Annotated in this window: 20 protein-coding genes; 1 reads left to right on the forward strand and 19 read right to left on the reverse strand. The window is 72.9% G+C overall.

All coding sequences use genetic code 11. The annotated features are described in order from the left end of the window. Positions 1–39: 39 nt before the first annotated feature. From J2X46_RS17020 to J2X46_RS17110, 19 genes are all read right to left on the reverse strand, one after another. Positions 40–1,362, reverse strand: coding sequence for a transcription antitermination factor NusB (locus tag J2X46_RS17020; protein WP_310252631.1), 1,323 nt, complete (start codon positions 1,360–1,362; stop codon positions 40–42). Then, a complete protein-coding gene (locus J2X46_RS17025) occupies positions 1,355–1,780 on the reverse strand; it encodes an MmcQ/YjbR family DNA-binding protein (protein ID WP_310252634.1) in 426 nt (141 codons plus the stop codon). The genes J2X46_RS17020 and J2X46_RS17025 overlap by 8 nt, the downstream gene beginning before the upstream one ends. A gap of 10 nt (positions 1,781–1,790) precedes the next feature. Beyond that, positions 1,791–2,717, reverse strand: a complete 927-nt coding sequence (gene fmt / locus J2X46_RS17030; protein ID WP_310252981.1) for a methionyl-tRNA formyltransferase — start codon at positions 2,715–2,717, stop codon at positions 1,791–1,793. Next, a complete protein-coding gene (def, locus tag J2X46_RS17035; protein WP_310252636.1) occupies positions 2,717–3,262 on the reverse strand; it encodes a peptide deformylase in 546 nt (181 codons plus the stop codon). The genes fmt and def overlap by 1 nt, the downstream gene beginning before the upstream one ends. A 57-nt stretch (positions 3,263–3,319) precedes the next feature. Next, positions 3,320–5,326, reverse strand: a complete 2,007-nt coding sequence (locus tag J2X46_RS17040) for a primosomal protein N' (protein WP_310252638.1) — start codon at positions 5,324–5,326, stop codon at positions 3,320–3,322. A gap of 53 nt (positions 5,327–5,379) precedes the next feature. Then, positions 5,380–7,962, reverse strand: coding sequence for a M4 family metallopeptidase (locus J2X46_RS17045; protein WP_310252640.1), 2,583 nt, complete (start codon positions 7,960–7,962; stop codon positions 5,380–5,382). A gap of 175 nt (positions 7,963–8,137) precedes the next feature. After that, positions 8,138–9,340: a methionine adenosyltransferase gene (metK, locus tag J2X46_RS17050; protein ID WP_310252643.1), complete on the reverse strand. Its 1,203-nt coding sequence runs from the start codon at positions 9,338–9,340 to the stop codon at positions 8,138–8,140. A 72-nt stretch (positions 9,341–9,412) separates the two neighbouring features. Further along, complete coding sequence (coaBC, locus tag J2X46_RS17055) at positions 9,413–10,627, reverse strand: bifunctional phosphopantothenoylcysteine decarboxylase/phosphopantothenate--cysteine ligase CoaBC (RefSeq protein WP_310252645.1); 1,215 nt, start codon at positions 10,625–10,627, stop codon at positions 9,413–9,415. A gap of 13 nt (positions 10,628–10,640) precedes the next feature. Continuing rightward, the gene (gene rpoZ, locus J2X46_RS17060; RefSeq protein ID WP_056600245.1) at positions 10,641–10,952 is read right to left on the reverse strand and encodes a DNA-directed RNA polymerase subunit omega; all 312 of its coding nucleotides are present in this window, start codon (positions 10,950–10,952) and stop codon (positions 10,641–10,643) included. Between the two features lie 15 nt (positions 10,953–10,967). After that, positions 10,968–11,564 carry a guanylate kinase gene (gmk, locus tag J2X46_RS17065; protein WP_310252649.1) on the reverse strand — a complete coding sequence of 199 codons (597 nt, stop codon included), beginning with the start codon at positions 11,562–11,564 and terminating at the stop codon, positions 10,968–10,970. Next, positions 11,561–11,884 carry an integration host factor, actinobacterial type gene (gene mihF / locus J2X46_RS17070; RefSeq protein ID WP_310252650.1) on the reverse strand — a complete coding sequence of 108 codons (324 nt, stop codon included), beginning with the start codon at positions 11,882–11,884 and terminating at the stop codon, positions 11,561–11,563. Before mihF ends, gmk begins: the two co-directional genes overlap by 4 nt. 126 nt (positions 11,885–12,010) lie before the next feature. Beyond that, positions 12,011–12,448 (reverse strand): hypothetical protein, encoded by a 438-nt coding sequence (locus tag J2X46_RS17075; RefSeq protein ID WP_310252652.1) that lies wholly within the window; start codon positions 12,446–12,448, stop codon positions 12,011–12,013. Continuing rightward, the gene (gene pyrF, locus J2X46_RS17080) at positions 12,445–13,269 is read right to left on the reverse strand and encodes an orotidine-5'-phosphate decarboxylase (RefSeq protein ID WP_310252654.1); all 825 of its coding nucleotides are present in this window, start codon (positions 13,267–13,269) and stop codon (positions 12,445–12,447) included. The genes J2X46_RS17075 and pyrF overlap by 4 nt, the downstream gene beginning before the upstream one ends. Next, positions 13,266–14,102 (reverse strand): nitronate monooxygenase, encoded by an 837-nt coding sequence (locus tag J2X46_RS17085; RefSeq protein ID WP_310252656.1) that lies wholly within the window; start codon positions 14,100–14,102, stop codon positions 13,266–13,268. Before J2X46_RS17085 ends, pyrF begins: the two co-directional genes overlap by 4 nt. Then, positions 14,099–14,929, reverse strand: a complete 831-nt coding sequence (locus J2X46_RS17090; RefSeq protein ID WP_310252658.1) for a hypothetical protein — start codon at positions 14,927–14,929, stop codon at positions 14,099–14,101. Before J2X46_RS17090 ends, J2X46_RS17085 begins: the two co-directional genes overlap by 4 nt. Continuing rightward, positions 14,926–15,975: a quinone-dependent dihydroorotate dehydrogenase gene (locus J2X46_RS17095; protein WP_310252660.1), complete on the reverse strand. Its 1,050-nt coding sequence runs from the start codon at positions 15,973–15,975 to the stop codon at positions 14,926–14,928. Before J2X46_RS17095 ends, J2X46_RS17090 begins: the two co-directional genes overlap by 4 nt. Further along, positions 15,972–19,331 carry a carbamoyl-phosphate synthase large subunit gene (gene carB, locus J2X46_RS17100; RefSeq protein WP_310252661.1) on the reverse strand — a complete coding sequence of 1,120 codons (3,360 nt, stop codon included), beginning with the start codon at positions 19,329–19,331 and terminating at the stop codon, positions 15,972–15,974. The genes J2X46_RS17095 and carB overlap by 4 nt, the downstream gene beginning before the upstream one ends. Position 19,332: 1 nt before the next feature. After that, entirely contained in the window at positions 19,333–20,529 is a 1,197-nt protein-coding gene (gene carA, locus J2X46_RS17105; protein ID WP_310252662.1) for a glutamine-hydrolyzing carbamoyl-phosphate synthase small subunit, read from the reverse strand. Between the two features lie 117 nt (positions 20,530–20,646). Beyond that, the gene (locus J2X46_RS17110) at positions 20,647–22,275 is read right to left on the reverse strand and encodes an ABC-F family ATP-binding cassette domain-containing protein (protein ID WP_310252663.1); all 1,629 of its coding nucleotides are present in this window, start codon (positions 22,273–22,275) and stop codon (positions 20,647–20,649) included. Positions 22,276–22,444: 169 nt separating this feature from the next. Between J2X46_RS17110 and J2X46_RS17115 the strand changes: the two genes are divergently transcribed. Next, positions 22,445–23,689, forward strand: a complete 1,245-nt coding sequence (locus J2X46_RS17115; protein WP_310252665.1) for an acetyl-CoA hydrolase/transferase C-terminal domain-containing protein — start codon at positions 22,445–22,447, stop codon at positions 23,687–23,689. Positions 23,690–23,692: the final 3 nt, after the last annotated feature.

The following is a 23,692-nucleotide window of genomic DNA, read 5'->3' on the forward strand; positions in this document are numbered from 1 at the left end:
ATGACCAATTCTTCGTACTCAGTTGAACGAGCCGACGCCTCAGGCCAGCGGTCGGCGCCGCAGGGTGGCGGCGAACATCGCATCCGTGCCTTCACGGTGGGGCCAGAGCTGGAAGTGGTCGACCTCCTCGGTGTCGTCGCGCTGCCCCAGCACGGCCGCGACCACGCCGGAGGTCTCCGCGAGCACGGGCGAGCAGGTGGCGTAGACGACGATGCCACCCGGTCGGACCGAGTCGATGGCGCTGTCGAGCAGCACCTTCTGCAGGCCGACGAGGACGTCGATGTCACTGGGGCTGCGGCGCCACCGGGACTCGGGGCGTCGACGCAGCGCACCCAGACCGGTGCACGGGGCGTCGACGAGCACCCGGTCGAAGGTGCCCGGCGGCCAGGCCGGCCGGGCGCCGTCACCGGCCACCACGTCCACGGCACCGTGCGGGACGGCCCGCATCGCCGACGCGACGAGGGCGGCCCGGTGCGGCTGGCGCTCGTTGGCGACCAGGTGGGCGCCGCGCTGCGCCGCGAGGGCGGCCAGCAGGGCCGCCTTGCCGCCCGGACCGGCGCAGAGGTCGAGCCAGCGCTGGTCGCGACCGGCCAGTGGGGCGTCGGCCATCGCGAGCGCGACGAGCTGGGAGCCCTCGTCCTGCACCCCGGCGCGGCCCTCGGCCACGGCCGGGACGCCCGACGGGTCGCCACCCGCCAGCACGGCGGCGTACGGCGACAGGGCGGAGCGGGTCGCGCCGGCGGCCTCCAGCTCGGCGACCTCCGCGAGCCCGGGGCGGGCGACCAGGGTGACGCGCGGGGCGGCGTTGTCGGCCGCCAGCAGGGCCTCGAGCTCGGCGTCGTCGCCGTCGAGCGCCTCGGCCAGCGACTCGACGACCCACCGCGGGTGGGACTGCGCGATGGCGAGGTGCCCGTGCAGGTCCTCGGTGCGGTCCGGCGCCACCTCGGCCACCCAGGCCTCGAGGTCGCGTGCGGCAACCTTGCGGAGCACGGCGTTGACCAGCCCGGCGGGGCCCTGTCCGACGGAGGCGCGGACCAGGTCGACGCTGGTCGAGATCGCCGCGTGGTCGGGGACGCGCATCGACAGCAGCTGGTGCACCCCGAGCCTCAGCACGTCACGCACCGCGGCCTGGAGCCGCGGCTTGGTCAGGCACCGGTCGATGACCGGGTCGTAGAGCCCCTGCATCCGGATCACGCCCGAGGCCAGCTCGGTGGCCAGACCGGCGTCGCGACCCTCGAGGCGGTGCTTGCGCAGCACCTGCGGCAGCACCAGGTTGGCATAGGCCTCGTCGACCCGCACGGCGGTGAGCACGTCGAGTGCCGCACGCCGGGGACGGTCCACCTGGCGGCGGCGGTCACTCACCGAAGTACTCCTTGACCAGCTTCTTCGGGGCCTTGGCCGCCCACGCCTCGGTGATCACCTCGACGAGCTCGTCACGCCCGATCTCCCCGAGCCGGGACTGCTGGACCAGGACCGCGGGGTAGCCCTTGAAGTGGTCGATGGTGAAGAACGGCGTCGACTCGTCCTCGACGAGGGCGTTCTTCTCCACCTCGGTGGGCGTCGTGATCACCACGAGGTCGTCGTAGCGCTCCCCCGTCTCGGGGTCGACCGCGGTCGGCCCGGGGGCGCGGTAGAGCAGGAACCCCTTGCCCTTGGGGCCACGCGGCACCTTCCAGGTCGGTCGGTCGCCCCAGGAGGTGCCGAGCTCGGTCTCGGGCAGGCTGCCGCAGATCTCGTCGATGTCCTCGGGGCGGGCCGGCCGGTCGGCGGGGGTGCTCACCGGGTCGACCCTAGTCGCCGAGCCGGACGCCGGACTCGAGCCGCACGCCACGCGCCCAGTCGGCTGCCGGCATCTGCTTCTTGCCGAACGCCTTCACGTCACCGAGCTGGAGCGGCCCGGTCGCGGTGCCGACGAACACGGCGTTCTTGGTGACCTCCAGGACGCCGGGCCCGAGCGCCGGGCGGTCGGCAGTCGTGAGCGGTCCGATCTTGATCCGCTCGCCCTCGAACGTGCTCCACGCGCCGGGCGCGGGGGTGCACGCTCGGACCTGCCTGTCGATGGCGACTGCGGGGTGCGTCCAGTCGATGCGCGCGTCGTCGACCGAGATCTTGGGGGCGAAGGACACGCCGTCCTCCTGCTGGTCGCGGGCCTCCAGCGAGCCGTCCTCGATGCCGTCGAGCGTCTGCACCAGCAGGCCCGCGCCGCCCTCGGCGAGGCGCGCGAGCAGGTCGCCGGCGGTGTCGGCGGGCCGGATCCGCTCGGTCATCACGCCGAAGACGGGACCGGCATCGAGCTCCTTGACGATCCGGAACGTCGTCGCGCCGGTCACCTCGTCACCGGCCCACAGCGAGTGCTGCACCGGCGCCGCGCCCCGCCACGACGGGAGGACGGAGAAGTGCAGGTTGATCCAGCCGTGCGGGACGAGGTCGAGCGCCGACTGCGGCAGCAGGGCGCCGTAGGCCACGACCGGGCAGGCGTCGGGACGCAGGTCCGCGAGGGCCGCCTGGAAGTCGGGGTCGCGCGGGTGCTCGGGCTTCAGGACGGGTACGCCGAGCTCCTCCGCGCGCAGCGCCACCGGGCTGGCCACCAGCCGGCGCCCGCGGCCGCTCGGGGCGTCGGGCCGGGTGACCACGCCGACGAGCTCGTGGCGGCTCTCCGCGATCGCGTCGAGGGCGGGCACGGCGACCTCGGGGGTGCCGGCGAAGACGACGCGCATCACAGGCCGAGGCCGAATGTGCGGTGGGGGCTGACCCGCACGGTGGGCTTCTCCACGCCGAACCAGTCGGACTCGCGGATCTCCTTCATCGCCGCCTTGCGGGCGTCGCTGTCGAGCTTGTCGATGAAGAGGATCCCGTCGAGGTGGTCGGTCTCGTGCTGCATGGCCCGGGCGAGCAGCTCGGAGGCCTCGATCCGCAGCGGCTCGCCGTGCACGTCGAAGCCGGTCGCGACCACCGACAGCGCCCGCAGGCAGTCGTAGGTGAGCTCCGGCAGCGAGAGGCACCCCTCGGCACCGTCCTGGGTCTCGTCGGAGAGCTGGAGCGTGGGGTTGACCAGGTGGCCGACATCGCCGTGGACGTTCCACGTGAAGACCCGCAGGCCGACGCCGATCTGCGGGGCGGCGAGGCCGGCGCCGGGGGCGGCCAGCATCGTGTCGGTGAGGTCGGCGACGAGCCGCTCCAGCTCCTTGTCGAAGCTGTCGACCTCGATCGCGCGCTGGCGGAGCACGGGATCGCCGAAGAGGCGGATGGGCTGGACGGCCACGGATCTCCTTGGGAGCGAAGCGGGGGTGGTCGGGCGAAGGGCAAGTCTAGGGACGGGTCAGATGCTGAGCGGGTCGACCTGGATCCGGACCGGGTCGAGCTTGCGCGAGGAGCGCAGCCGCTGGAGGTCGCCGAGGGCCTGGGACAGGGCGGCGCCACGCGACCAGGGCACCCGCAGGAGCAGTCGGTGCTCGTCGTCGACCGCGACCGGGCCCAGCACCTCGGCACCGTCGGGGAGGTCGAGCAGGTGGAGCACGTCGTCGAGGGCGCCCAGGTCGCCGGTGACGGTCGCGAGCCGTGCCGCCGGCGGCAGGTGGGCCTGGGACCGCTCGTCGGCCTCGCGGCGGGCGAAACCGGCCGGGTCCCACCGGACCAGCGCCTGGAGCGCCGGGTGGGCCGGGTCGCCCACCGCCACGACGTGCCCGCCCTCGCGCACCAGCGCGGCGGCGTTGAGCCAGCGCCGCAGCGCCTCCTCGGCCGCGCGCAGGTCGTCGCGGGCCAGGCTCAGCCAGGTGTCGAGGACGACGACCGCGGCGTAGCCACCCCCGGCCACGGGCTCGGCGCCGACCGTGGCGACGACGATGTCGGGGCGGCTGGTGACCCGGTCGACGACCCGCTCGCCGCTCGAGCTGCGCACGGTGGTGCCGGTGAACATCCGGCCCAGCTCCTCGGCCGTGCGTGCCTCACCCCGCACGGGGGCGCGCAGGCCGCGGCCTCCGCACGTCGGGCACGCCCAGGCGGTCTCCACGTGGCCGCACCAGCGGCAGTGCGGCGGCACCGCAGGCCCGCGGACCGCGAGCGGACCGGTGCAGACGCTGCAGCGGGCCGGAGCCCGGCAGGTGTCGCACGCCAGGGAGGCCGCATAACCGGCGCGCGGGGTCTGGACGAGGACGGGTCCGGACTCCAGGCCGCGGCGGATGGCGTCGTACGCCGCTCGGGGGATGCGGGTGCCCACGGAGCGGTCCTCCGCCGGAACCGCCTCGACGCGCACCCGACGACGCAGCACGTCACGTGGCACGGCGAGCTCGTGGGCCCAGCCGCTGACGAGGAGCTGCTGGGCCTCCGGCGTGCGGGCGAAGCCGCCGAGGACCGTGGCCGTGCCCTGCTGCTCCGCGCGGGCGAGCAGCACCTCCCGCGTGTGGGGGTAGGGGGCACGTGGCTCGGCGTGCAGGTCGTCGCCGTCGTCCCAGAGGACGACCAGGCCGAGGTCGTGGACCGGGGCGAAGGCGGCCGACCGGGTGCCGACCACCACGCGGCGGGCACCACGTGAGACGGCGAGGAAGTCGCGGTAGCGACGGGCCGGTCCGCCGTCAGCGGTCAGGCAGACGTGGTGTCCCTCCCCCAGCAGCGCGGTGAGGGCGGCGTCGACACGCGCCACGTCGCGGCGGTCGGGCACGCACACGAGCGCACCCCGCCCGGAGGCGTACGCCGTCGCCACGGCCTCGGCGACCATCGCCGGCCAGTCGTCGGCGGGCGCGGCGGACCACACGGCACGAGGCCACTCCCCCGCAGCGAGCCGCCGCAGGAAGGCGTCGGCGTGCTCCACGTGCGCCCAGCCCGTCGGCGGCACCGCAGTGACCGGCGGCGCGGGTGTCGAAAGCTCCTTCTCGGCGGCGGCGTGCCGGGGCGGCACGGCCAGGCGCAGCACGTCGGACCGTGCGCCTGCGTAGCGCTGGGCGAGGGTCTCGCTGAGCCGGACGATCTCGGGGGCCAGGACCGGCTCGGGGCTCACCACCCGCCGCAGCGGCTGGAGGCGCCCGGTGTGGTCGGTGTCGGTGCCCCGCTCGACGACGTAGCCGTCGACGTCCTGGCCGGCGAAGCGCACCTTCACTCGAGCGCCGGGGACGGCGGTCGCGGCCATCGTCTCGGGGACGGCGTAGTCGAAGGGCCGATCGAGGTGGGCGAGCGCGATGTCGACCAGCACCCGCGCGACCGGGTCGGACTCCGCCGGCTCCCACGAGGCGGCCTTGCGGCGCCGGGTCGCGGCAGCCTTGGCCCTGGCGTCGTCCACGGCGGCACGAAGCCCCGGGAGCATGTCTGCTCCCGGGGCCTCGTGCTCGCTCATGGGGCGCATTCAACCAGCGGCTGCCGACAGGCCGGCAGCCGCCGTCCGAGAGGTCACCTCAGGTTGAAGCGCGCCTTCGCGGTGCTCGCGAGGACGGTGGTCGAGCCGGTGTAGGCGGCCTTCACCTTGACCTTGCCGGACCCCAGCTTGGCCGCGATCTTGCCCGTGACGACGAGCGTGGCCTTGCCCTTCTTGACCGCGACCGCCTTGGTGACCTTCTTCTTGCCCTTCAGGGTGAAGCTCACCTTCCCGGTCGGCTTCGGACCGGACGCCTTCACCGTGGCCACGATCGTGACCTTGTGGCCGGTGGTGACCTTCAGCTTGGTCGTCGACTTCAGCTTGACGACGGGCGTCGGCGTCGGCGTCGGGGCCGGCGGCGTGACCACGGGCGGGACGTCGCAGGTGTAGACCGAGATGTCGTCGAGCCACCAGCCGATGTAGGCGTCGGAACCGTCGCCACGGGAGGTGAAGGACGGCTTGACGGTCCGGCCGGCGTAGGACGACAGGTCGACCTGGCTCGCCGACCAGCCGAAGCTGTCACCGCCGAACGCCTTGAGCCCGGCCCACTGGTTCGGGTTGGACGCGTTGTAGGCGGACAGGGTCTGCGACGGGCCGTTGGTCCACGGCAGCCCAGCCGTGTCCACGCCGTCCACCTCGACCGTGCCGCCGTCCATGTACGGGCCGCTCGCACGACCCGGGTACCACTCGAAGAGGTTCCAGTGCTGGAAGTGCAGGAACGACTTCTGGCCAGCCGGGAGCGCGATGCCCGCCGCCGTGGTCAACGAGGCCGCTGCCGGGTCGCCCGCGGACGGGTCGGGGTTCCAGCCGAGCCAGGAGTCCTTGCCGGAGGTGGCGTTGCTGCCCCAGCTCGGGTTGACGCCGTAGCCCCACATGCCGGCCGCCGACGAGACCATCTTCGTGCTCGGGGAGCCGGTCTCGCTGTTGAACAGCTCGCGCATGGTCGTGCCCGTCGGGCAGGACCTGACCGCGTCGGCGGGCTGCGGGGCGTTGGTCGGCGTGGTGCGGAGCTCGGTGGCCGCCACGGCCTTCGTGATGTTGGTGCAGTCGGCGGAGGTGAAGCCGGCGATGCCGGAGGTGACGAAGTCGGCGCAGCTCTGCTCGAGCACCGACGCCAGGTTGGCGTAGTCACTGCCCGAGGTGAGCTTGGTGATCGCGTCGAAGTAGAGCTTGCCGGTCTTGGTCAGGCCGGCGTCGGCACCGTCGATGCCGGTGATGGTCTGGCCGTTGAACGTGCCGCCCTGGGAGATGAGGTACGCCGTCTTGTTGCCGACGCCGCTGTTGGTGTGCACCCCGCCCGAGTCGGTGTAGGAGAGGTCGGCGTTGTAGAGGGTGCTCGTCATCTTGTCCGGGTCGTTGAAGGACGTCGGGTCCAACATGTCGCGGATCGCGCCGATCGAGAGGTCCTCCGACAGCTTCCACTGGGAGTCGTCGTCGGCCCCGTTGCGGTGGTCGATGACCTCCCCCATGATGTCGGCGATCGACTCGTTCATCGCACCGCTCTGGCCCCAGTAGAAGAGCTCGGAGTACTGGTCGACCACGCCGTGGGTCATCTCGTGCCCGACCACGTCGTCGGCCGCGGCGAACCCGTCGCCGTAGAACATCTGGGTGCCGTTCCAGAACGCGTTGGCGTAGGGGCAGTCCTGCGTCGTGGAGGTGTAGCAGAAGCGCACGGTGGCGGCGAGCTTCTTGACGCCGCCGACGTCCACGCCCAGCTTGTCGGTCAGGTCGATCCCGGCGAGCTGCTGGTAGGCCGTCGCGACCTCGCCGGCGTAGTCGTAGGCCTTGTCGACGTCGGTGATCCCGGTCGCGGCCTGGCCCTCGGTGCGGGCGAAGCCCGACGTGCACGCGGTCGCGTCGCCGCGGACGTTGTTGCGGTCGCACACGACGCGGTCGAGGTGCTCGACCTGGTCGATGTCGAGCAGCACCCGGCCGGTCGTGTCGTCGACGAGCACGAGGCGGCGTACGGCGGCGCCGTCACCGACCTCGAAGCTCCACACGCCCCGCGCGGGCGCGGTGGCGCCGAAGACGGCGGGGTCCCAGACCTGGCGGCCCTGCGAGGTCACGCTGAGGCCCGACGCGTCGGCCTTGCGGGACGCGGACCGCAGCGCGGTGCTGCGGGCGTCGGCCTGGGCGACGGTGGCGGCCGGGAGCGCGCGGACCGTGGAGAGCGTGGAGAGGATCGAGCCGAGCTGGCGGTCACCGCGCAGGCTGACCACCACCTGGCCACCGATGACCGGTGCGCCGGCGACGTCCTGCTGGAACCGTACGACGTCCTGGCCGGACGGCGAGCGCGTCGTGCCGGCCGCCGCGAGGTCGGCGTCGTCGGCGCCGAGGGCCGAGCCGTAGCGCGACAGGTGGGCGCGGGCCGCGTCGCGGATGCCGCTGTCGGCCGAGACGGCCGGGTTGACGATCGAGCTGCCGGCGGCGGTGCCGACGAAGTCGACTGCCCCCACCCCGTTGCGCTCGATCCTGAGTCCGGCCGTCACGTCGGCCTGAAGCCGGGACAGCCCGGTGCCGGCCGGGTCGGGCGCTGCCTGGGCCCCTGCCCAGGCCAGCTGGCCCCCGGCGACGACGGCGGCGGTTGCCAGGGCAGCCGTCACCTTCTTGCGCAGCATCATCTGGTTCCTCCAGGAGGTCTGATGCGAGGCCCCCCGGCCACGCGTCGGCAGCCTAGGACGAGGGTCCGACGACGGCGGTGCCATTCGGCCAAGTTCTCCCCCAAATTTGCCGTTGCCCCCGACCTCGTGGAGGTCGGGGGCAACGGGCCGGGCTGTGGACCCGACGGAGTGCTCAGATGCCGGCGGCAGCCTTCAGCTTGTCGGCGCGGTCGGTCGACTCCCAGGTGAACTCGGGCAGCTCACGACCGAAGTGGCCGTAGGCCGAGGTCTCGGCGTAGATCGGGCGCAGCAGGTCGAGGTCGCGGATGATCGCGGCCGGACGCAGGTCGAAGACCTCGAGGACGGCCTGCTGGATCATCTCGTCCGCCACGACGCCGGTGCCGAAGGTCTGGATGAAGACACCGACGGGCGCGGCCTTGCCGATGGCGTAGGCGACCTGCGCCTCGCAGCGACGGGCCAGGCCCGCGGCGACGACGTTCTTGGCGACCCAACGCATCGCGTAGGCGGCCGAGCGGTCGACCTTCGACGGGTCCTTGCCGGAGAAGGCACCGCCGCCGTGGCGGGCCATGCCGCCGTAGGTGTCGACGATGATCTTGCGGCCGGTGAGGCCGGCGTCGCCCATCGGGCCGCCGATGACGAAGGTGCCGGTCGGGTTGACCAGCATCCGGTAGCCCTCGGACGGGATCTCGAAGGTCGCGAGGACCGGGTCGATCACGTGCTGCTTGATGTCGGCCTCGAGCGTGGCGTGCTCGACGTCGGCGTCGTGCTGCGTCGAGAGGACGACGGTGTCGATGCGCACGGGGCGGTCGTCCTCGTCGTACTCGATCGTGACCTGGGTCTTGCCGTCGGGACGGAGGTAGGCGAGCGTGCCGTCCTTGCGGACCTCGGTGAGGCGCTGGGCGAGGCGCTGCGCGATGGTGATCGGCAGCGGCATGAGCTCGGGGGTGTCGTCGCAGGCGTAGCCGAACATCAGGCCCTGGTCGCCGGCGCCGCGCTTGTCGAGCTCGTCGTCGGAGTCGCCGACGCGCGACTCGTGGCCGGCGTCGACGCCGGCAGCGATGTCGGAGGACTGGGCGCCGATGGCGACCTGGACGCCGCAGGAGGCTCCGTCGAAGCCCTTCTCCGAGGAGTCGTAGCCGATGTCGAGGATCGCCTTGCGGACGATGTCGGCGACCGGCGCGTAGGCGGTGGTGCGCACCTCGCCGGCGACCACGACGAGGCCGGTGGTCAGCAGCGTCTCGACGGCCACGCGCAGGTTGGCCTTGTCGGGGTCCTCGGCCATCAGGTGGTCGAGCACCGAGTCGCTGATGCGGTCGGCGATCTTGTCCGGGTGACCCTCGGTCACGGACTCGGAGGTAAAGAGGCGTCCAGCCACGTCGTCACTCGCTTCTTCAGTCGTTCGGTTCGGTCAAAACGTACCTGCTGCCCAGCATCCGGGACGCATGTCTCAGCCAACGAATCGGCGAGAGACCTCGTCCCAGATCACGTGGGCCAGCGCGGTCTTGCTGCCGTGCGGCACCTCGACGGACCCGCCGTCGGCACCGAGGATCACGGCCTCGTTGTCGGCGCTGCCGAAGACCGCTCCCCCGCTGACGTCGTTGACGACGAGCAGGTCGCAGCCCTTGCGGGCCAGCTTGGCGCGACCGAGGTCGAGGACCGACCCCGTCGCGTCGCCGGTCTCGGCAGCGAAGCCCACGATCACGGCGCCCTCGCGGGCACGGTCGTGGGAGATCTCGGCCAGGATGTCGGGGTTCTGGGCCAGCTCGATCGCCGGCGACGAGCCGTCGTCGGCCTTCTTGATCTTGGCCTCGCTCACCGACGTCGGCCGGAAGTCGGCGGGCGCGGCGGCCATCACCACGGCGTCGGCGGTCGCGGTCGCGGCCACGACGGCCTCCCGCAGCTGCGCCGTCGTCTCGACCCGTACGACGCTGACGCCAGCCGGGTCGGGCAGGGACACGTTGGCGCTGACCAGCGTGACGTGCGCCCCGCGCGAGGCGGCGGCCCGGGCGAGGGCGTAGCCCTGGAGGCCCGACGAGCGGTTGCCGAGGAAGCGGACCGGGTCGAGGTACTCGCGCGTGCCGCCCGCGGAGACCACGACCTTGCGGCCGGTCAGGTCGGTCCCGGCGTCACCGCGCCCGAGCACGCCCGTCACCAGCTCGAAGATCTCGGCCGGGTCGGGCAGCCGACCCTTGCCGGTGTCGGCGCCGGTGAGCCGGCCCTCGGCGGGCTCGATCACGATCGCGCCGCGCTGGCGCAGCGTCGCGACGTTGGCCTGCGTGGCGGGGTGCTCCCACATCTCGGTGTGCATCGCCGGGGCGAACACCACCGGACACCGCGCGGTGAGCAGGGTGTTGGTGAGCAGGTCGTCGGCCAGCCCGTGGGCGGCCTTGGCCAGCACGTCGGCGGTCGCCGGCGCCACCACGACCACGTCGGCGCTCTGGCCGATGCGGACGTGGGGCACCTCGTGGACGTCGGTCCACACCTCGGCGGAGACCGGCTTGCCCGAGAGCGCCGCCCAGGTGGGCGCGCCGACGAACTGCAGTGCCGCTGCGGTGGGCACGACGGTGACGTCGTGGCCCGACTCGGAGAACCGGCGCAGCAGCTCGCAGGCCTTGTAGGCCGCGATCCCGCCGGAGACCCCGAGGACGACGCGTGTCGTCATCGCGAGGCTCGCGTCACTCCGTGGCGTCGCCGGCAGCAGCCTCGGCGGCAGCGGCCTCGGCGGCGGGGTCGATGTCCTCGCACGTCAGGAGGTCGTCGTTGATCTCGCGCAGCGCGATCGAGAGCGGCTTCTCCTGGACGTGGGTGTCGACCAGCGGGCCGACGTACTCGAGGAGGCCCTCACCGAGCTGCGAGTAGTACGCGTTGATCTGGCGAGCACGCTGGGCGCTGTAGAGCACCAGCTTGTACTTGCTGTCGGTCTTGCTGAGCAGGTCGTCGATCGAGGGGTTGGTGACGCCCTCGGCGGCGATGGTGGGAGAAGCCACGGTGCAGGTGCCTCGCTAGTCAGAAGAAGGGGAAGCGGATCCAACCATCAAGGCTACCAACTCGTCCGCGGCAGCGTGAACTTCGTGGTTCACGATGGTGACGTCGAACTCCGACTCCGCGGCCAGCTCCTCGCGCGCGGTGGCCAGCCGGCGCTCCCGCTCGGCCTCGTCCTCGGTGCCACGCCCGACGAGGCGGCGTACGAGCTCGTCCCACGACGGCGGCTTGAGGAAGACGAACAGCGCCTCGGGCATCGTCTCGCGCACCTGGCGTGCGCCCTGGAGGTCGATCTCCAGCATCGCGGGGTGCCCGGAGGCCAGCGCGAGCTCGACCGGGCCGCGCGGCGTGCCGTAGCGGGCCGCCTTGTGGACCACGGCCCACTCCAGCAGGTCGCCGCGCTCGACCATGTGGTCGAACTCCTCGTCGGAGACGAACCAGTAGTGGACGCCGTTCTCCTCGCCCGGTCGCGGTGCGCGCGTGGTCGCCGACACCGAGATCCAGACCTCGGGGTGCGTCTCGCGCACGGCAGCCGCGACGGTGCCCTTGCCGACCGCGGTGGGCCCGGCGAGCACGATCAGGCGGGACCGGCGGTGGGGGTGGCCGGTGCCGCTCACGATGCGTCGGGGCCGAACTCGCGCTCGAGCGCCGCGACCTGCTTGACGCCGAGGCCACGGACCCGCCGGCTCTCGGCGATACCAAGGCGCTGCATCACCTGGCGCGCGCGCACGCGGCCGAGGCCGGGCACCGACTGGAGCAGCTCGACGACGCGCATCTTGCCGATGACCTCGTTGGTCTGCCCTTCGTGGAGCACGTCGAGGATGGAGCCGCCGGAGTTCTTGAGCCGGTTCTTCACCTCGGCCCGCTCGCGTCGGGAGGCCGCAGCCTTGTCGAGGGCTGCCTGGCGCTGCTCAGGCGTCAGAGGGGGCAAGGCCACGAAAGCGATCCTTATGTGGTGGGTCCGGCGGTGGTTCGGCTCAATCTAGTCAGAACGCGACGGGGCAGGCAATCGAGGCGCCGCCCACCCCGCCAGGACGTGACGTACGACATGGGGCCGGGGCCGTCAGCGCGAGAGCGGGGTGCCGCAGACGTCGAGCGCGTGCTGCTCGACGGATGCCATCGCGTTGACCGTGCGCTCCGAGCCGACCTTGCGCGCGGCAGCCTCGATCGCCGCCTTGTCCTCGGCCGAGACGTCGGCGGGCGGCTCCTCGGCGGAGTACGACGACGGGTCGACGCCGGCGTGGTCGAGCGCGTCCTCGAGGTCGCGCAGCGGCTCGATGACCGACGCCCAGTCGTCGGCGATGTCGCGCGGGGCCTTCTCGCGCAGCTCGTCGTAGGTGTCCAGCGCGTCGAAGAGCGCGCCGGTGTCCTCGGAGGCGGCGATGTCGGTGAGGTCCTTCTGGTGGTCCTTCACCGCTTCGCAGTAGCCCTCGGTCGGGTCGCTGGAGCACCCGGTCAGCGTCGCGCTCAGGAGCAGCGCGGCGAGGAGGGGACGTCTCACGCGCCCAACCCTTGCACGGCGTCGTTGCCGCGGAGCGCGGCGTCGCGGAGCGCCGTGACGTCGGGACCCGCCTGCAGCACCTCGCGGGAGGAGCTGGGCAGCGCCCACCGGGCGGCCGCCCCGAAGATGCGCGCGAGGTCGGCCGTCGTACCTCCCTGGGCGCCGTAGCCGGGCACGAGGAACGGGCCGTTGATGGCGAGGTCCTCGGCGGTCTCGCCGATGGTCGCGCCGACGACCGCGCCGAAGGAGCCGAGCGGGCTGGCGTCCGCGTTGAGCGCGCGCAGGTGGCCGAGCACCGTGCCGGCAACCGTGCCGTCGCCGGTGCGGGCGTGCTGGACCTCCGGGCCCTCCTTGTTCGAGGTCAGGGCGAGCACGAACAGCCCGCCGCCGTGCTCGTGGCACGCCTCGACCATCGGGTCGAGCGAGCCGAAGCCGAGGTAGGGGCTCGCCGTGATCGCGTCGGAGCCGAGCGGCGAGGACGGGTCGAGGTAGGCGTCGGCGTAGGCCTGGCTGGTCGAGCCGATGTCGCCGCGCTTCACGTCGAGGAGCACCAGCGCGCCCGCCGCGCGGGACTCCGCGATCACCCGCTCCAGCACGGCGATGCCACGACTGCCGAACCGCTCGTAGAAGGCGCTCTGCGGCTTGACGACGCTCACCACGGGGGCGACCGCCTCGACCACGGTGAGGGCGAAGCGCTCCAGGGAGGCGACGTCGTCGGTCAAGCCCCAGTCGCGCAGCAGCGCGGCGTGCGGGTCGATGCCGACGCAGAAGCGCCCGCGGGCGTCGATCGCCTGGGCGAGCCGGGTGCCGAAGGGGGTCATGCGTCCTCCTGTGGGAGCGGGGCGAGCGTGGTCCGGAGCCGGGCCACGGTGGTGGGGTCGTGGAGCAGGGCGGTGCCGACCTGGACGGCGACGGCACCGGCAGAGAGGTACGCACGGGCGCTGGCGACGTCGTGCACGCCCCCGCAGCCGACCACGGGCACGTCGGGCAGGGCGCGGTGGACCTCGGCCACGCACCGCAGCGCGATCGGGGCGACGGCGGGGCCGCTGAGGCCACCGGAGCGACCGTCGGGAAACGCGGCAGGTACGGCGTTGCCGACGACGACCGCGGTCGCACCGGCCTCGTGGCACGAGCGGGCGCCCTCGACGATCCGCGAGACGTCGCTGCGCAGCTTGGCCAGGACCGGCCGGTCGGCCGGGAACTCCCGGCGCACGGCCGCGATGACGCTCGCGGAGTGGTAGGGCTCGCGCACCTCGAAGAGCCGGGCGCCCACCTCGTCGGGGGCGCCGACGTTGACCTCGAGGCCGGCGACGCCCGGGGCGCGGCTCAGCCGCCGGGCGAGGTCGGCGTACTCCCCCATCGTGCTGCCGGCGATCGACACGAAGACCTGCGCGCCGGCGCGCACCAGCCAGGGCAGCTCGGTGGCGAGGAAGTGCTCGAGCCCGGGGTTGGGCAGGCCGACGGCGTTGACCAGCCCGCCGGGCACCTCGACCAGGCGAGGGCCCGCGCCACCGGGCCGCGGGTCGAGGGTGATCGAGCGGGTGACGAAGTCGAGACCCTCCAGCCCGCCGGGACCGGCGTACGGCACCAGCTCGCGGCCCGTGCCACCGCAGCCGGCCGCGACCATGACCGGCCCGGGGACACGCGCGATCACAGGGCGTCCCAACGGACGCGATCGCCGCGGACGACGGGTCCCTCGGCACAGGCGCGGACCACCCGGTCCACGCCGTCCTCGCCGACGACCGGGAGCGGGCACCCGTGGCACAGGCCGGTGCCGCAGGGAGTGTCGGTCTCGACGGCGACCTGGCTCCAGGCACCGGCGCGCTCCGCCGCGGCCGCCGCAGCGCGCAGCACCCCGTGGGGGCCGGCGGCGTAGACGACGTCGGCCTCGCTGCGCCTCACCAGGTCGTCGAGGTGCTCGGTGACCGTCCCGCGCTGGCCCACCGAGCCGTCGGCGGTCAGCACGGTCACCGACCGGGCGGAGCGGCGCGCCTCGAGGGCGGAGAGCAGCCGGGACTCGTCGGGAGCGGAGACCACGAGCGACACCGCGCAGCCGCGCTCGCGCAGCCGCTCGGCCAGCGGGAAGAGCGGTGCCGCGGCGTAGCCCTCCCCCACCAGCAGGCAGGACACGGCCTCCTTGGGCAGCGCGAACGCCCGGCCCAGTGGACCGGTCACGGGCACCTTGGCCCCCACCGGCTGCGCGGCCAGCCAGGTCGTGCCCTCGCCCCGCGCCTCGACGACGACGTCGAGCGTCGGACCGAAGGCGCTGGACGCCCGAACCCGGTGCACCCACAGCGGGCGGGCGACGTGGCCGGCGACGCTCACCGCGACGAAGTTGCCGGGCCGAAACGCCTCCGGCACGCCGGGGGCCGTCAGGGTCAGGTGGCGGTAGCCGCCGATGCGCTTCGTGGCGACCACCTCGCCCACCACATGAACTGGGCCGTGGACCGGGCCGTGGACCGCACCGCGCGCATCAATCATGCGCCGGCCAGCCCCCGCACGATGCGTCGTGGCCACAGCGGGCCCTCGTAGACGAAGGCGGTGTAGCCCTGCAGCAGGTCGGCCCCGGCCGCGATCCGGCGGCGGGCGTCGTCGACGGTGGTGATCCCGCCGACGCCCACGAGCGTGAGGTCGGGTCCGACCCGGCCCCGCAGCAGGCGTACGACGTCCTCCGACCGCTGGGTGAGCGGCTGCCCGCTGAGCCCTCCCGCGCCGATCCCCTCGACGGTGGCGGCAGGGCTGGCGAGCCCGTCACGGGAGATCGTGGTGTTGGTCGCGATGATCCCGTCGAGGCCGATCGCGAGGGCGAGGTCGGCGACCGCGAGCACGTCGTCGTCGCTGAGGTCGGGCGCGATCTTCACCAGCAGCGGCACCCGGTGGTCGGGCCGCGCCTCGTCGGCGCGACGTCGTACGGCGCTGAGGATGGGCTCGAGCTTCTCGACCGCCTGGAGGTCGCGCAGGCCCGGGGTGTTGGGCGAGGAGACGTTCACGACGAGGTAGTCGGCGTAGGGCGCGAGCAGGCCGGCGGACTTCTCGTAGTCGCCGGCCGCCTCCTCCTCGGGGACGACCTTGGTCTTGCCGATGTTGACTCCGAGGACGGGAGCCTTCCCGTTGGTCGAGCTCAGTCGAGACCGCCAACCGGCGAGACGCCGGGCCACCACCTCGGAGCCGTCGTTGTTGAAGCCCATCCGGTTGACGATCGCCCGGTCGTCCTTGAGCCGGAAGAGGCGCGGCTGCGGGTTGCCGGGCTGCGCCTCGCCGGTGACCGTGCCGATCTCGACGTGGCCGAAGCCGAGGGCCGCGAGGCCGTCGATGCCGACCGCGTTCTTGTCGAAGCCGGCCGCCAGCCCGAGGGGGTGCGGGAACGTCAGCCCCAGCGCCTGCACCGGCGCCGACGGCAGCCGCACCGCCCGGCTGGTCACCGGTGCGGCGGCCCGGATCGCGCGGAACGCCGCGTGGTGGATCCGCTCAGGCTCGACCCGGGTCAGGGCCCGCTCGAAGAGGACGTCGTACGGACGCGGGGTCACTCGGCCGCGACCTCCACGGCCGGCGCGCCGGCGCGTGCGTGCGTGGCCCAGTCCTGGAGCGAGCGCACGCCGATGTCGCCGCGCCGCATCGCCTCCAGCCCCTGCACGGCTGCGCCGAGGCCCTGGATGGTGGTGATGCACGGGATGTCGGTCGACACGGCCGCCGTGCGGATGTCGTAGCCGTCGGCGCGGGGCGAGCCGCCGCTGGTGGAGCCGTGCGGCGTGTTGATCACCAGGTCGACCTCGCGGGCCCAGATCCGGCCGACGATCGTCGGCTCGCCGTCGGGGCCCTCGCCCTCGGAGTGCTTGCGCACGACCGTGGCCTCGACGCCGTTGCGGCGCAGCACCTCGGCGGTGCCGGCCGTCGCGAGGATCTCGAAGCCCATGTCGGCGATCTGCTTGACCGGGAAGATCATGTGCCGCTTGTCGCGGTTGGCGACCGACACGAAGACCCGGCCGGACAGCGGCAGCGAGCCGTAGGCCGCGGCCTGCGCCTTGGCGAACGCCGTGCCGAAGAAGGCGTCGAAGCCCATCACCTCACCCGTCGAGCGCATCTCCGGGCCGAGCAGGGCGTCGACGGTGCGGCCGTCGGCGGTCTTGAAGCGGTCGAAGGGCATGACCGCCTCCTTGACCGCGATCGGCGACCCGTCGGGCAGGTGCCCTCCGTCGCCCTCGGCCGGGAGCACGCCGGCGGCGCGCAGGTCGGCGACCGACTCACCCAGCATGACCCGGGCCGCGGCCTTCGCGAGCGGCGTCGCGGTCGCCTTGGAGACGAACGGCACGGTCCGCGACGCGCGCGGGTTGGCCTCGAGGACGTAGAGCACGTCGGAGGCCATGGCGAACTGGATGTTGAGCAGTCCGCGCACGCCCAGGCCGCGGGCGATCGCCTCGGTCGAGCTGCGGATCCGGTCGACCTCCTCGCGGCCGAGGGTGATCGGCGGCAGCGCGCACGAGGAGTCACCCGAGTGGATGCCGGCCTCCTCGATGTGCTCCATCACGCCGCCGAGGAAGAGCTCCTCGCCGTCGAAGATGGCGTCGACGTCGATCTCGACCGCGTCGTCGAGGAAGCGGTCGACCAGCACCGGCTGGCGCTCGTTGATCAGGCCGTTGGCGACGTAGCGCTCGAGGTAGTGCTCGAGGGCGGCGTCGTCGTAGACGATCTCCATGCCGCGGCCGCCGAGGACGTAGGACGGGCGCACGAGCACGGGATAGCCGATCTCGTGGGCGATCCGCTGCGCCTGCGGGTACGACGTCGCGGTACCGTGCTTGGGCGCCGGCAGGCCGGCGTCGGCGAGGACGCGACCGAAGGCGCCGCGCTCCTCGGCGAGGTGGATCGCCTCCGGTGGGGTGCCGACGATGGGGACGCCTGCGTCGGCGAGGCCCTGGGCGAGGCCGAGCGGCGTCTGGCCGCCGAGCTGGCACACGACACCGGCCACGGGGCCGGCCTGCTGCTCTGCGTGGACGATCTCGAGGACGTCCTCCAGCGTGAGCGGCTCGAAGTAGAGCCGGTCGGAGGTGTCGTAGTCGGTGCTCACCGTCTCCGGGTTGCAGTTGACCATGATCGTCTCGTAGCCGGCCTCGGCCAGCGCGAGCGAGGCGTGCACGCAGGAGTAGTCGAACTCGATGCCCTGCCCGATGCGGTTGGGCCCCGAGCCGAGGATGATCACGGCCTCCTTGCCCTCCGCTCGCGGCTGCACCTCGGTCTCCTCGTCGTAGGACGAGTAGTGGTAGGGCGTCTGCGCGGCGAACTCGGCCGCACAGGTGTCGACGGTCTTGTAGACCGGCCGGATGCCGAGGGCGTGGCGCACGCCGCGGACCACGTCGGCGGACAGGCCGCGGATCCGGCCGATCTGCTCGTCGGAGAAGCCGTGCCGCTTGGCGAGGCGGAGCAGGTCGGGCGTGAGCTCGGTGGCGTCGATCAGCTCGACGGCGACCTCGTTGATCAGCGCGAGCTGGTCGACGAACCACGGGTCGATCTTCGTGGCGTCGAAGATCTCCTCGGGCGTGGCACCGGCCCGGATCGCGTCCATGACCTTCTTCAGGCGCCCGTCGTGAGGCACCTTGATCTCCTCGAGCAGCGCCGCCTTGGACTCCGTCGAGGCCAGGTCGTCGTCGAAGTGCTTGTGCCAGTCGAAGGGCGCGTGCTTGCTCTCCAGCGAGCGCAGCGCCTTCTGGAGCGCCTCGGTGAAGTTGCGGCCGATGGCCATCGCCTCACCGACCGACTTCATGTGCGTGGTCAGCGTCGGGTCGGCCTCGGGGAACTTCTCGAAGGCGAACCGCGGCACCTTCACCACGACGTAGTCGAGCGTCGGCTCGAAGGACGCCGGGGTCTCCTCGGTGATGTCGTTCTGGATCTCGTCGAGGGTGTAGCCAATCGCCACCTTCGCCGCGATCTTGGCGATCGGGAACCCGGTGGCCTTCGAGGCCAGCGCGGAGGACCGCGAGACGCGCGGGTTCATCTCGATGACGATCAGGCGCCCGTCGGCGGGGTTGACGGCGTACTGGATGTTGCAGCCACCGGTGTCGACGCCGACCGCCCGGATGATGCCGATCGCGAGGTCGCGCATCGCCTGGTACTCGCGGTCGGTCAGCGTCATCGCCGGCGCGACGGTGATCGAGTCGCCGGTGTGCACGCCCATCGGGTCGAGGTTCTCGATCGAGCAGACGATCACGCTGTTGTCCATGCGGTCGCGCATGACCTCGAGCTCGTACTCCTTCCAGCCGAGGATCGACTCCTCGAGGAGCACCTCGGTGGTCGGGCTCGCGGCGAGTCCGGCGCCGCCGATGCGGCGCAGGTCGGCCTCGTCGTAGGCCATGCCGGAGCCGGTGCCGCCCATCGTGAACGACGGCCGCACGACCATCGGGTAGCCGAGCTCCTCGGCGCCGGCGAGGAGGTCGTCCACCGAGTGGCAGATGACGCTCTTTGCGGACTCGCCGCCGAGCTGCTCGACGATCTTCTTGAACTGCTGGCGGTTCTCGCCGCGCTCGATGGCCTCGATCGAGGCGCCGATCAGCTCGACGCCGTACTTCTCGAGGACGCCGGCCTTGTCGAGCGCCATCGCGCAGTTGAGCGCGGTCTGGCCGCCGAGGGTGGCGAGCAGGGCGTCGGGGCGCTCCTTGGCGATGACCTTCTCGACGTAGTCGGGCGTGATCGGCTCGACGTAGGTCGCGTCGGCGAACTCCGGGTCGGTCATGATCGTGGCCGGGTTGGAGTTGACCAGGATGACCCGCAGGCCCTCCTGGCGCAGCACGCGGCACGCCTGGGTGCCGGAGTAGTCGAACTCGCAGGCCTGGCCGATGATGATCGGCCCGGAGCCGATGACCAGGACGCTCTGGATGTCGGTGCGCTTGGGCATGTCAGTTGCTCCCGTCTGCCGCGTCGTCCGCTGGTCGAGCAGCGAGCGCCAGCGAGCGTGTCGAAACCGAGGACATCAGGTCAGCGAACCTGTCGAAGAGGTACGCCGCATCGTGCGGGCCGGCCGCGGCCTCCGGGTGGTACTGCACGGAGAAGCTCGTCAGCCTCCCGTCGGCGTCGCGGAGCTCGAGTCCCTCGACGACGTCGTCGTTGAGGCAGACGTGGCTGACCGTGGCCTCGCCGAACTCGGTCGTCGTCGAGCCCTCGAGCGGGGCGTCGACCGCGAAGCCGTGGTTGTGGGCGGTGACCTCGACCTTGCCGGTCGTGCGGTCCATCACCGGCTGGTTGATCCCGCGGTGGCCGTACTTCAGCTTGTAGGTGCCGAAGCCGAGCGCCCGGCCGAACAGCTGGTTGCCGAAGCAGATCCCGAAGTACGGGATGCCGGCGCGCAGCGCGCCCTGGAGCAGCTCGACCTGGCCCGTGGTGGCCGCCGGGTCACCGGGGCCGTTGGAGAAGAAGAGGCCGTCGGGGCTGACTGCCTGGACGTCGGCGAGCGTCGCGGTCGCGGGCAGCACGTGCACCTCGATGCCGCGCTCGCTCATCATCCGCGGGGTGTTGGCCTTGATGCCGAGGTCGACGGCGGCGACGGTGAAGCGCTTCTCGCCCACCGCGGGCACGACGTAGGTCTCGGCCGTGCTGACCGCCTCGCTGAGGTTGGCGCCGGCCATCTGCGCCGACTCCTGCACGCGCTGCAGCAGGCGCTGGGGGTCGGTCTCCGTGGTGGAGATGCCGACGCGCATCGCGCCGCGCTCGCGCAGGTGGCGGGTCAGCGCGCGGGTGTCGACGCCGCTGATGCCGACGACGCCCTGGTCGCGCAGGTCGTCGGCCAGGCTGCGCACGCTGCGCCAGTTGCTGGGGACCCGGGCAGGGTCGCGGACGACGTAGCCGGCGACCCAGATGCGCGAGGACTCCGGGTCCTCGTCGTTCATCCCGGTGTTGCCGACGTGCGGGGCCGTCATGACGACGATCTGGCGGTGGTAGCTGGGGTCGGTCAGCGTCTCCTGGTAGCCGGACATGCCGGTCGAGAAGACGGCCTCGCCGAAGGTCTCACCCTCGGCTCCGAAGGTTTCACCGCGAAAGGTGCGCCCGTCCTCGAGGACCAAGAGCGCTGGGATGTGATTCCTGGCAGGCAGAGCCACGCCGTACCTCCTTCTCCGCCTCACGGGACGGATCGTTAAAGGATGTTCGAGCCGACGCCGACCCTACCAGCGCAGGCGGCCGAGTCCGGCATCGTGTCCACGACACGGAGAGCTGTCTCACCAGGGGGCGAGCGACAGCTCGGGTCCCTCCCAGCGACGCCGCAGCCAGCGGTCGTGGGAGGCCAGCACGACCCCGCCCGGAGCGGTCGCGAGCGCCTCCTCCAGCTCGCCGGCGAGGGCCAGCGAGACGTGGTTGGTCGGCTCGTCGAGGAGGAGCAGGTCGGGTGCCGCGGCGATGGCGATGGCCAGCCCGAGCCGGCGTCGCTGGCCGACCGAGAGGCTGCCCACGGGCGTGCGGTGGTCGCGCGGGTGCAGCAGGCCGAGGTCGCGCAGGGCCGGCGGGTCCGTGAGCGCGCCCACCGCGCCGTCGTACGTCATCAGGGCGGAGCGCGACGGGTCGGAGACGTCCGGGTCCTGGGTCAGCTCGCGCACCCGTCGGCCGGAGACGTCGACCGTGCCTGCCGTCGGCGCCAGCCGCCCGGAGAGGACGCCGAGCAGCGTGGACTTGCCCGAGCCGTTCGGCCCGGTGAGCAATAGGTGCTCCCCTGCTGCCAGGTCGAGCCGCGGGGCCCGCACCCGCCCGGCCACCTCCAGGTCGCGGACCTGGACCAGCCGCCCGCTCGACGTCGCCGTGAGCTCGCCGCGGAACCGCAGGGGTGCTGGCGGCTTGCGCACCTGCTCGCGCTCGGCGACCTCGAGGCGCCGCTGCGCGTCCTTCTTCCGGCGGGCGAGGGTCTGGTCGACCCGGCCGCCCTTGAAGGAGTAGATGTACTTGTCGCCGTCGGTCGGTCCCCGGTCGTGCGCGATCGCACTGGTGCCGATGCGGGTCGCGTCGCGCAACCGGCCGATCTCCTCCTGCTGGGCGGCGTAGGTCTCCTCCCACCGCCGGCGCGACTCCGCGCGGGCCGCCTCGTAGGCGCTCCAGCCGCCGCCGAACCGCTTCCCGCCGCTCCCGTCGGTGCCGAGCTCTCCGGCGTCCAGGTCGACGAGGTCGGTGCAGACGTCGTCGAGCAGCACGCGGTCGTGGCTGGCGAGGACGACCACCCCGGGCAGGTCCTTCAGGAAGCCGGTGAGCACCTCGATGGCGTCGTCGTCGAGGTGGTTGGTGGGCTCGTCGAGCAGCAGGCAGGTCGGCCGGGTGGTCATGATCGTCGCGAGCGCGAGCCGGGTGCGTTGGCCACCGGACAGGGTGCCCACGACACGCGCCGGGTCGAGGTCGTCCAGCCCGAGCCGCGCCGCCGCGACGGTCGCCCGGCGGTCGGCGTCCCAGGCGTCGTGCGCGAGGGCCGCCTCGAGGGCCCGGCCGTACGCCGCGTCGCCCTCCGCGGTGCCGACCCCGTCGGCTAGCCGCTCGACATCGTCCACGGCAGTGCGGAGCGGTGCCAGGGTCATCGCAAGCACGTCGGCGACCGTGGCCGCGTCGGGGAAGGGGGGCTCCTGGCCGAGGAGCACGAGGTCGTCGGGCACCTGCACGGAGCCGGTGACCTGCGCGCGGGTGGGCAGCCGCCCGGCGACCGCACGCAGGAGCGTCGACTTGCCAGTGCCGTTCTCACCGACCAGCCCGATGCGACGACCGGGCTGCGCGAGCAGGTCGACGCCGGTCAGGACGGCGCGGCCCGGGTAGCCGACGGAGAGGCCGGACACCACGAGCGGGGCGAGCGAGGAGGAGGTGGAGGGAGCAGGCATGCGGGCGTCCTTCGAGGAGCTGGAGAGGACTCGCCGGGCATGAGGGCGCGCGAGGGCGCCGCCGCGGACGCGAGTCGGGTCAGTCCTGGATCCACATGATGACCAAAGCCTAGGCGCTGGGGGCCGGATGGCCCAACGCATTTCGGGGTGCGCTCGGGAGGCTGGCCACATGCGCGTCGTCACCCTCGCCCAGGCCGTCCGCCTCGTCGCCGATCACTGCGCCGGCACGAGCACGGCAGCCACGCCGCGCGTTGTCACCAGCGGGAACTTCGCCACGCCGACGGCGTTGCTCGGTCCGCTGCTCGCCGAGCTGCCGACCGCCCGGCTGCACGCGCTCAACGCCCAGAAGGACCTGCCGATCCACGACGGCGTCGTGCCCGAGACGACGTTCGTCGGGCCCGGGTTCCGCCGTCACCCCCGCCTCTCGTACGTGCCGTGCCGCCTGTCGATGGTCCCCCGCCTCTTCCACGGACCGCTCGCACCCGACGTGGTCGTCGTGCACGCCACCACGCCCCGTGACGGGCACGTCTCCCTCGGCCTGGAGGTCAACGTACTGCCGGCCGCGATCGACGCCGCTCGCGAACGGGGCGCCCTGGTCGTCGCGCAGCTCAACCCGCGCATGCCGTGGACCTTCGGCGACGCCGTGCTGCCGCTCGACGCCATCGACCTCGGCGTCGAGGTCGATGCCCCCCTGACCACGCACTGCGCCCGCCCGCCCGGTGAGGACGCGCGCCGCATCGGCGCGAGGGTCGCGGCCGAGATCGGCGACGGCGCCACCCTCCAGGCCGGCATCGGCGAGGTGCCCGACGCCACCATCGGCGGGGTCCTCGAGCGGCGCGGCCTGCGGATCTGGACCGAGATGTTCAGCGACGGCGTCCTCACCCTCGAGAAGGCCGGCGCCCTGGACCGCGGCACCCCGTTGCGCACGTCGTTCGTGTTCGGCAGCCAGGAGCTCTACGACTGGGTCGACGACAACCCGCGGGTGCAGATGCTGCGCACCGAGACGACGAACTCCCCCGCCCAGATCGCCCGGCAGCCCGCGATGACCTCGATCAACACCGCGCTCCAGGTCGACCTCTTCGACCAGGCCAACGCGTCGCGGATCGGGACCCGGATCTACAGCGGCTTCGGCGGCCAGACCGACTTCACCGTCGGCGCAAGCCACTCACCCGGCGGCTGCGCCTTCATGGCGCTGCGCAGCTGGCACCCACGCGCCGACGTCTCGACGATCGTGCCGCTGGTCGACGAGCCGGTCACGTCGTTCCAGCACGGCGCCGTCGTCACCGAGCAAGGCATCGCCTGGATGTGGGGGCGGGACGAGCGGACGCAGGCCCACAACCTGATCGAGCACGCCGCGCACCCCAGCGTCCGCGACGACCTCTGGGAGGAGGCGCGGGCGCTCGGGCTCGCGTGAGGC

The sequence above is a fragment of the Nocardioides sp. BE266 genome, from assembly GCF_031457855.1.
Taxonomy (GTDB): domain Bacteria; phylum Actinomycetota; class Actinomycetes; order Propionibacteriales; family Nocardioidaceae; genus Nocardioides.

Excerpts from the sequence above, each read along its gene's own strand:
- J2X46_RS17090 (WP_310252658.1), bottom strand. The coding sequence starts at position 14,929 with ATGATTGATGCGCGCGGTGCGGTCCACGGCCCGGTCCACGGCCCAGTT.
- J2X46_RS17115 (WP_310252665.1), top strand. The coding sequence starts at position 22,445 with ATGCGCGTCGTCACCCTCGCCCAGGCCGTCCGCCTCGTCGCCGATCAC.
- carB (WP_310252661.1), bottom strand. The coding sequence starts at position 19,331 with ATGCCCAAGCGCACCGACATCCAGAGCGTCCTGGTCATCGGCTCCGGG.
- J2X46_RS17110 (WP_310252663.1), bottom strand. The coding sequence starts at position 22,275 with ATGCCTGCTCCCTCCACCTCCTCCTCGCTCGCCCCGCTCGTGGTGTCC.
- J2X46_RS17040 (WP_310252638.1), bottom strand. The coding sequence starts at position 5,326 with ATGAGCGAGCACGAGGCCCCGGGAGCAGACATGCTCCCGGGGCTTCGT.
- coaBC (WP_310252645.1), bottom strand. The coding sequence starts at position 10,627 with ATGACGACACGCGTCGTCCTCGGGGTCTCCGGCGGGATCGCGGCCTAC.
- fmt (WP_310252981.1), bottom strand. The coding sequence starts at position 2,717 with ATGCGCGTCGTCTTCGCCGGCACCCCCGAGGTCGCCGTGCCCGCCCTC.
- pyrF (WP_310252654.1), bottom strand. The coding sequence starts at position 13,269 with ATGACCCCCTTCGGCACCCGGCTCGCCCAGGCGATCGACGCCCGCGGG.
- J2X46_RS17045 (WP_310252640.1), bottom strand. The coding sequence starts at position 7,962 with ATGCTGCGCAAGAAGGTGACGGCTGCCCTGGCAACCGCCGCCGTCGTC.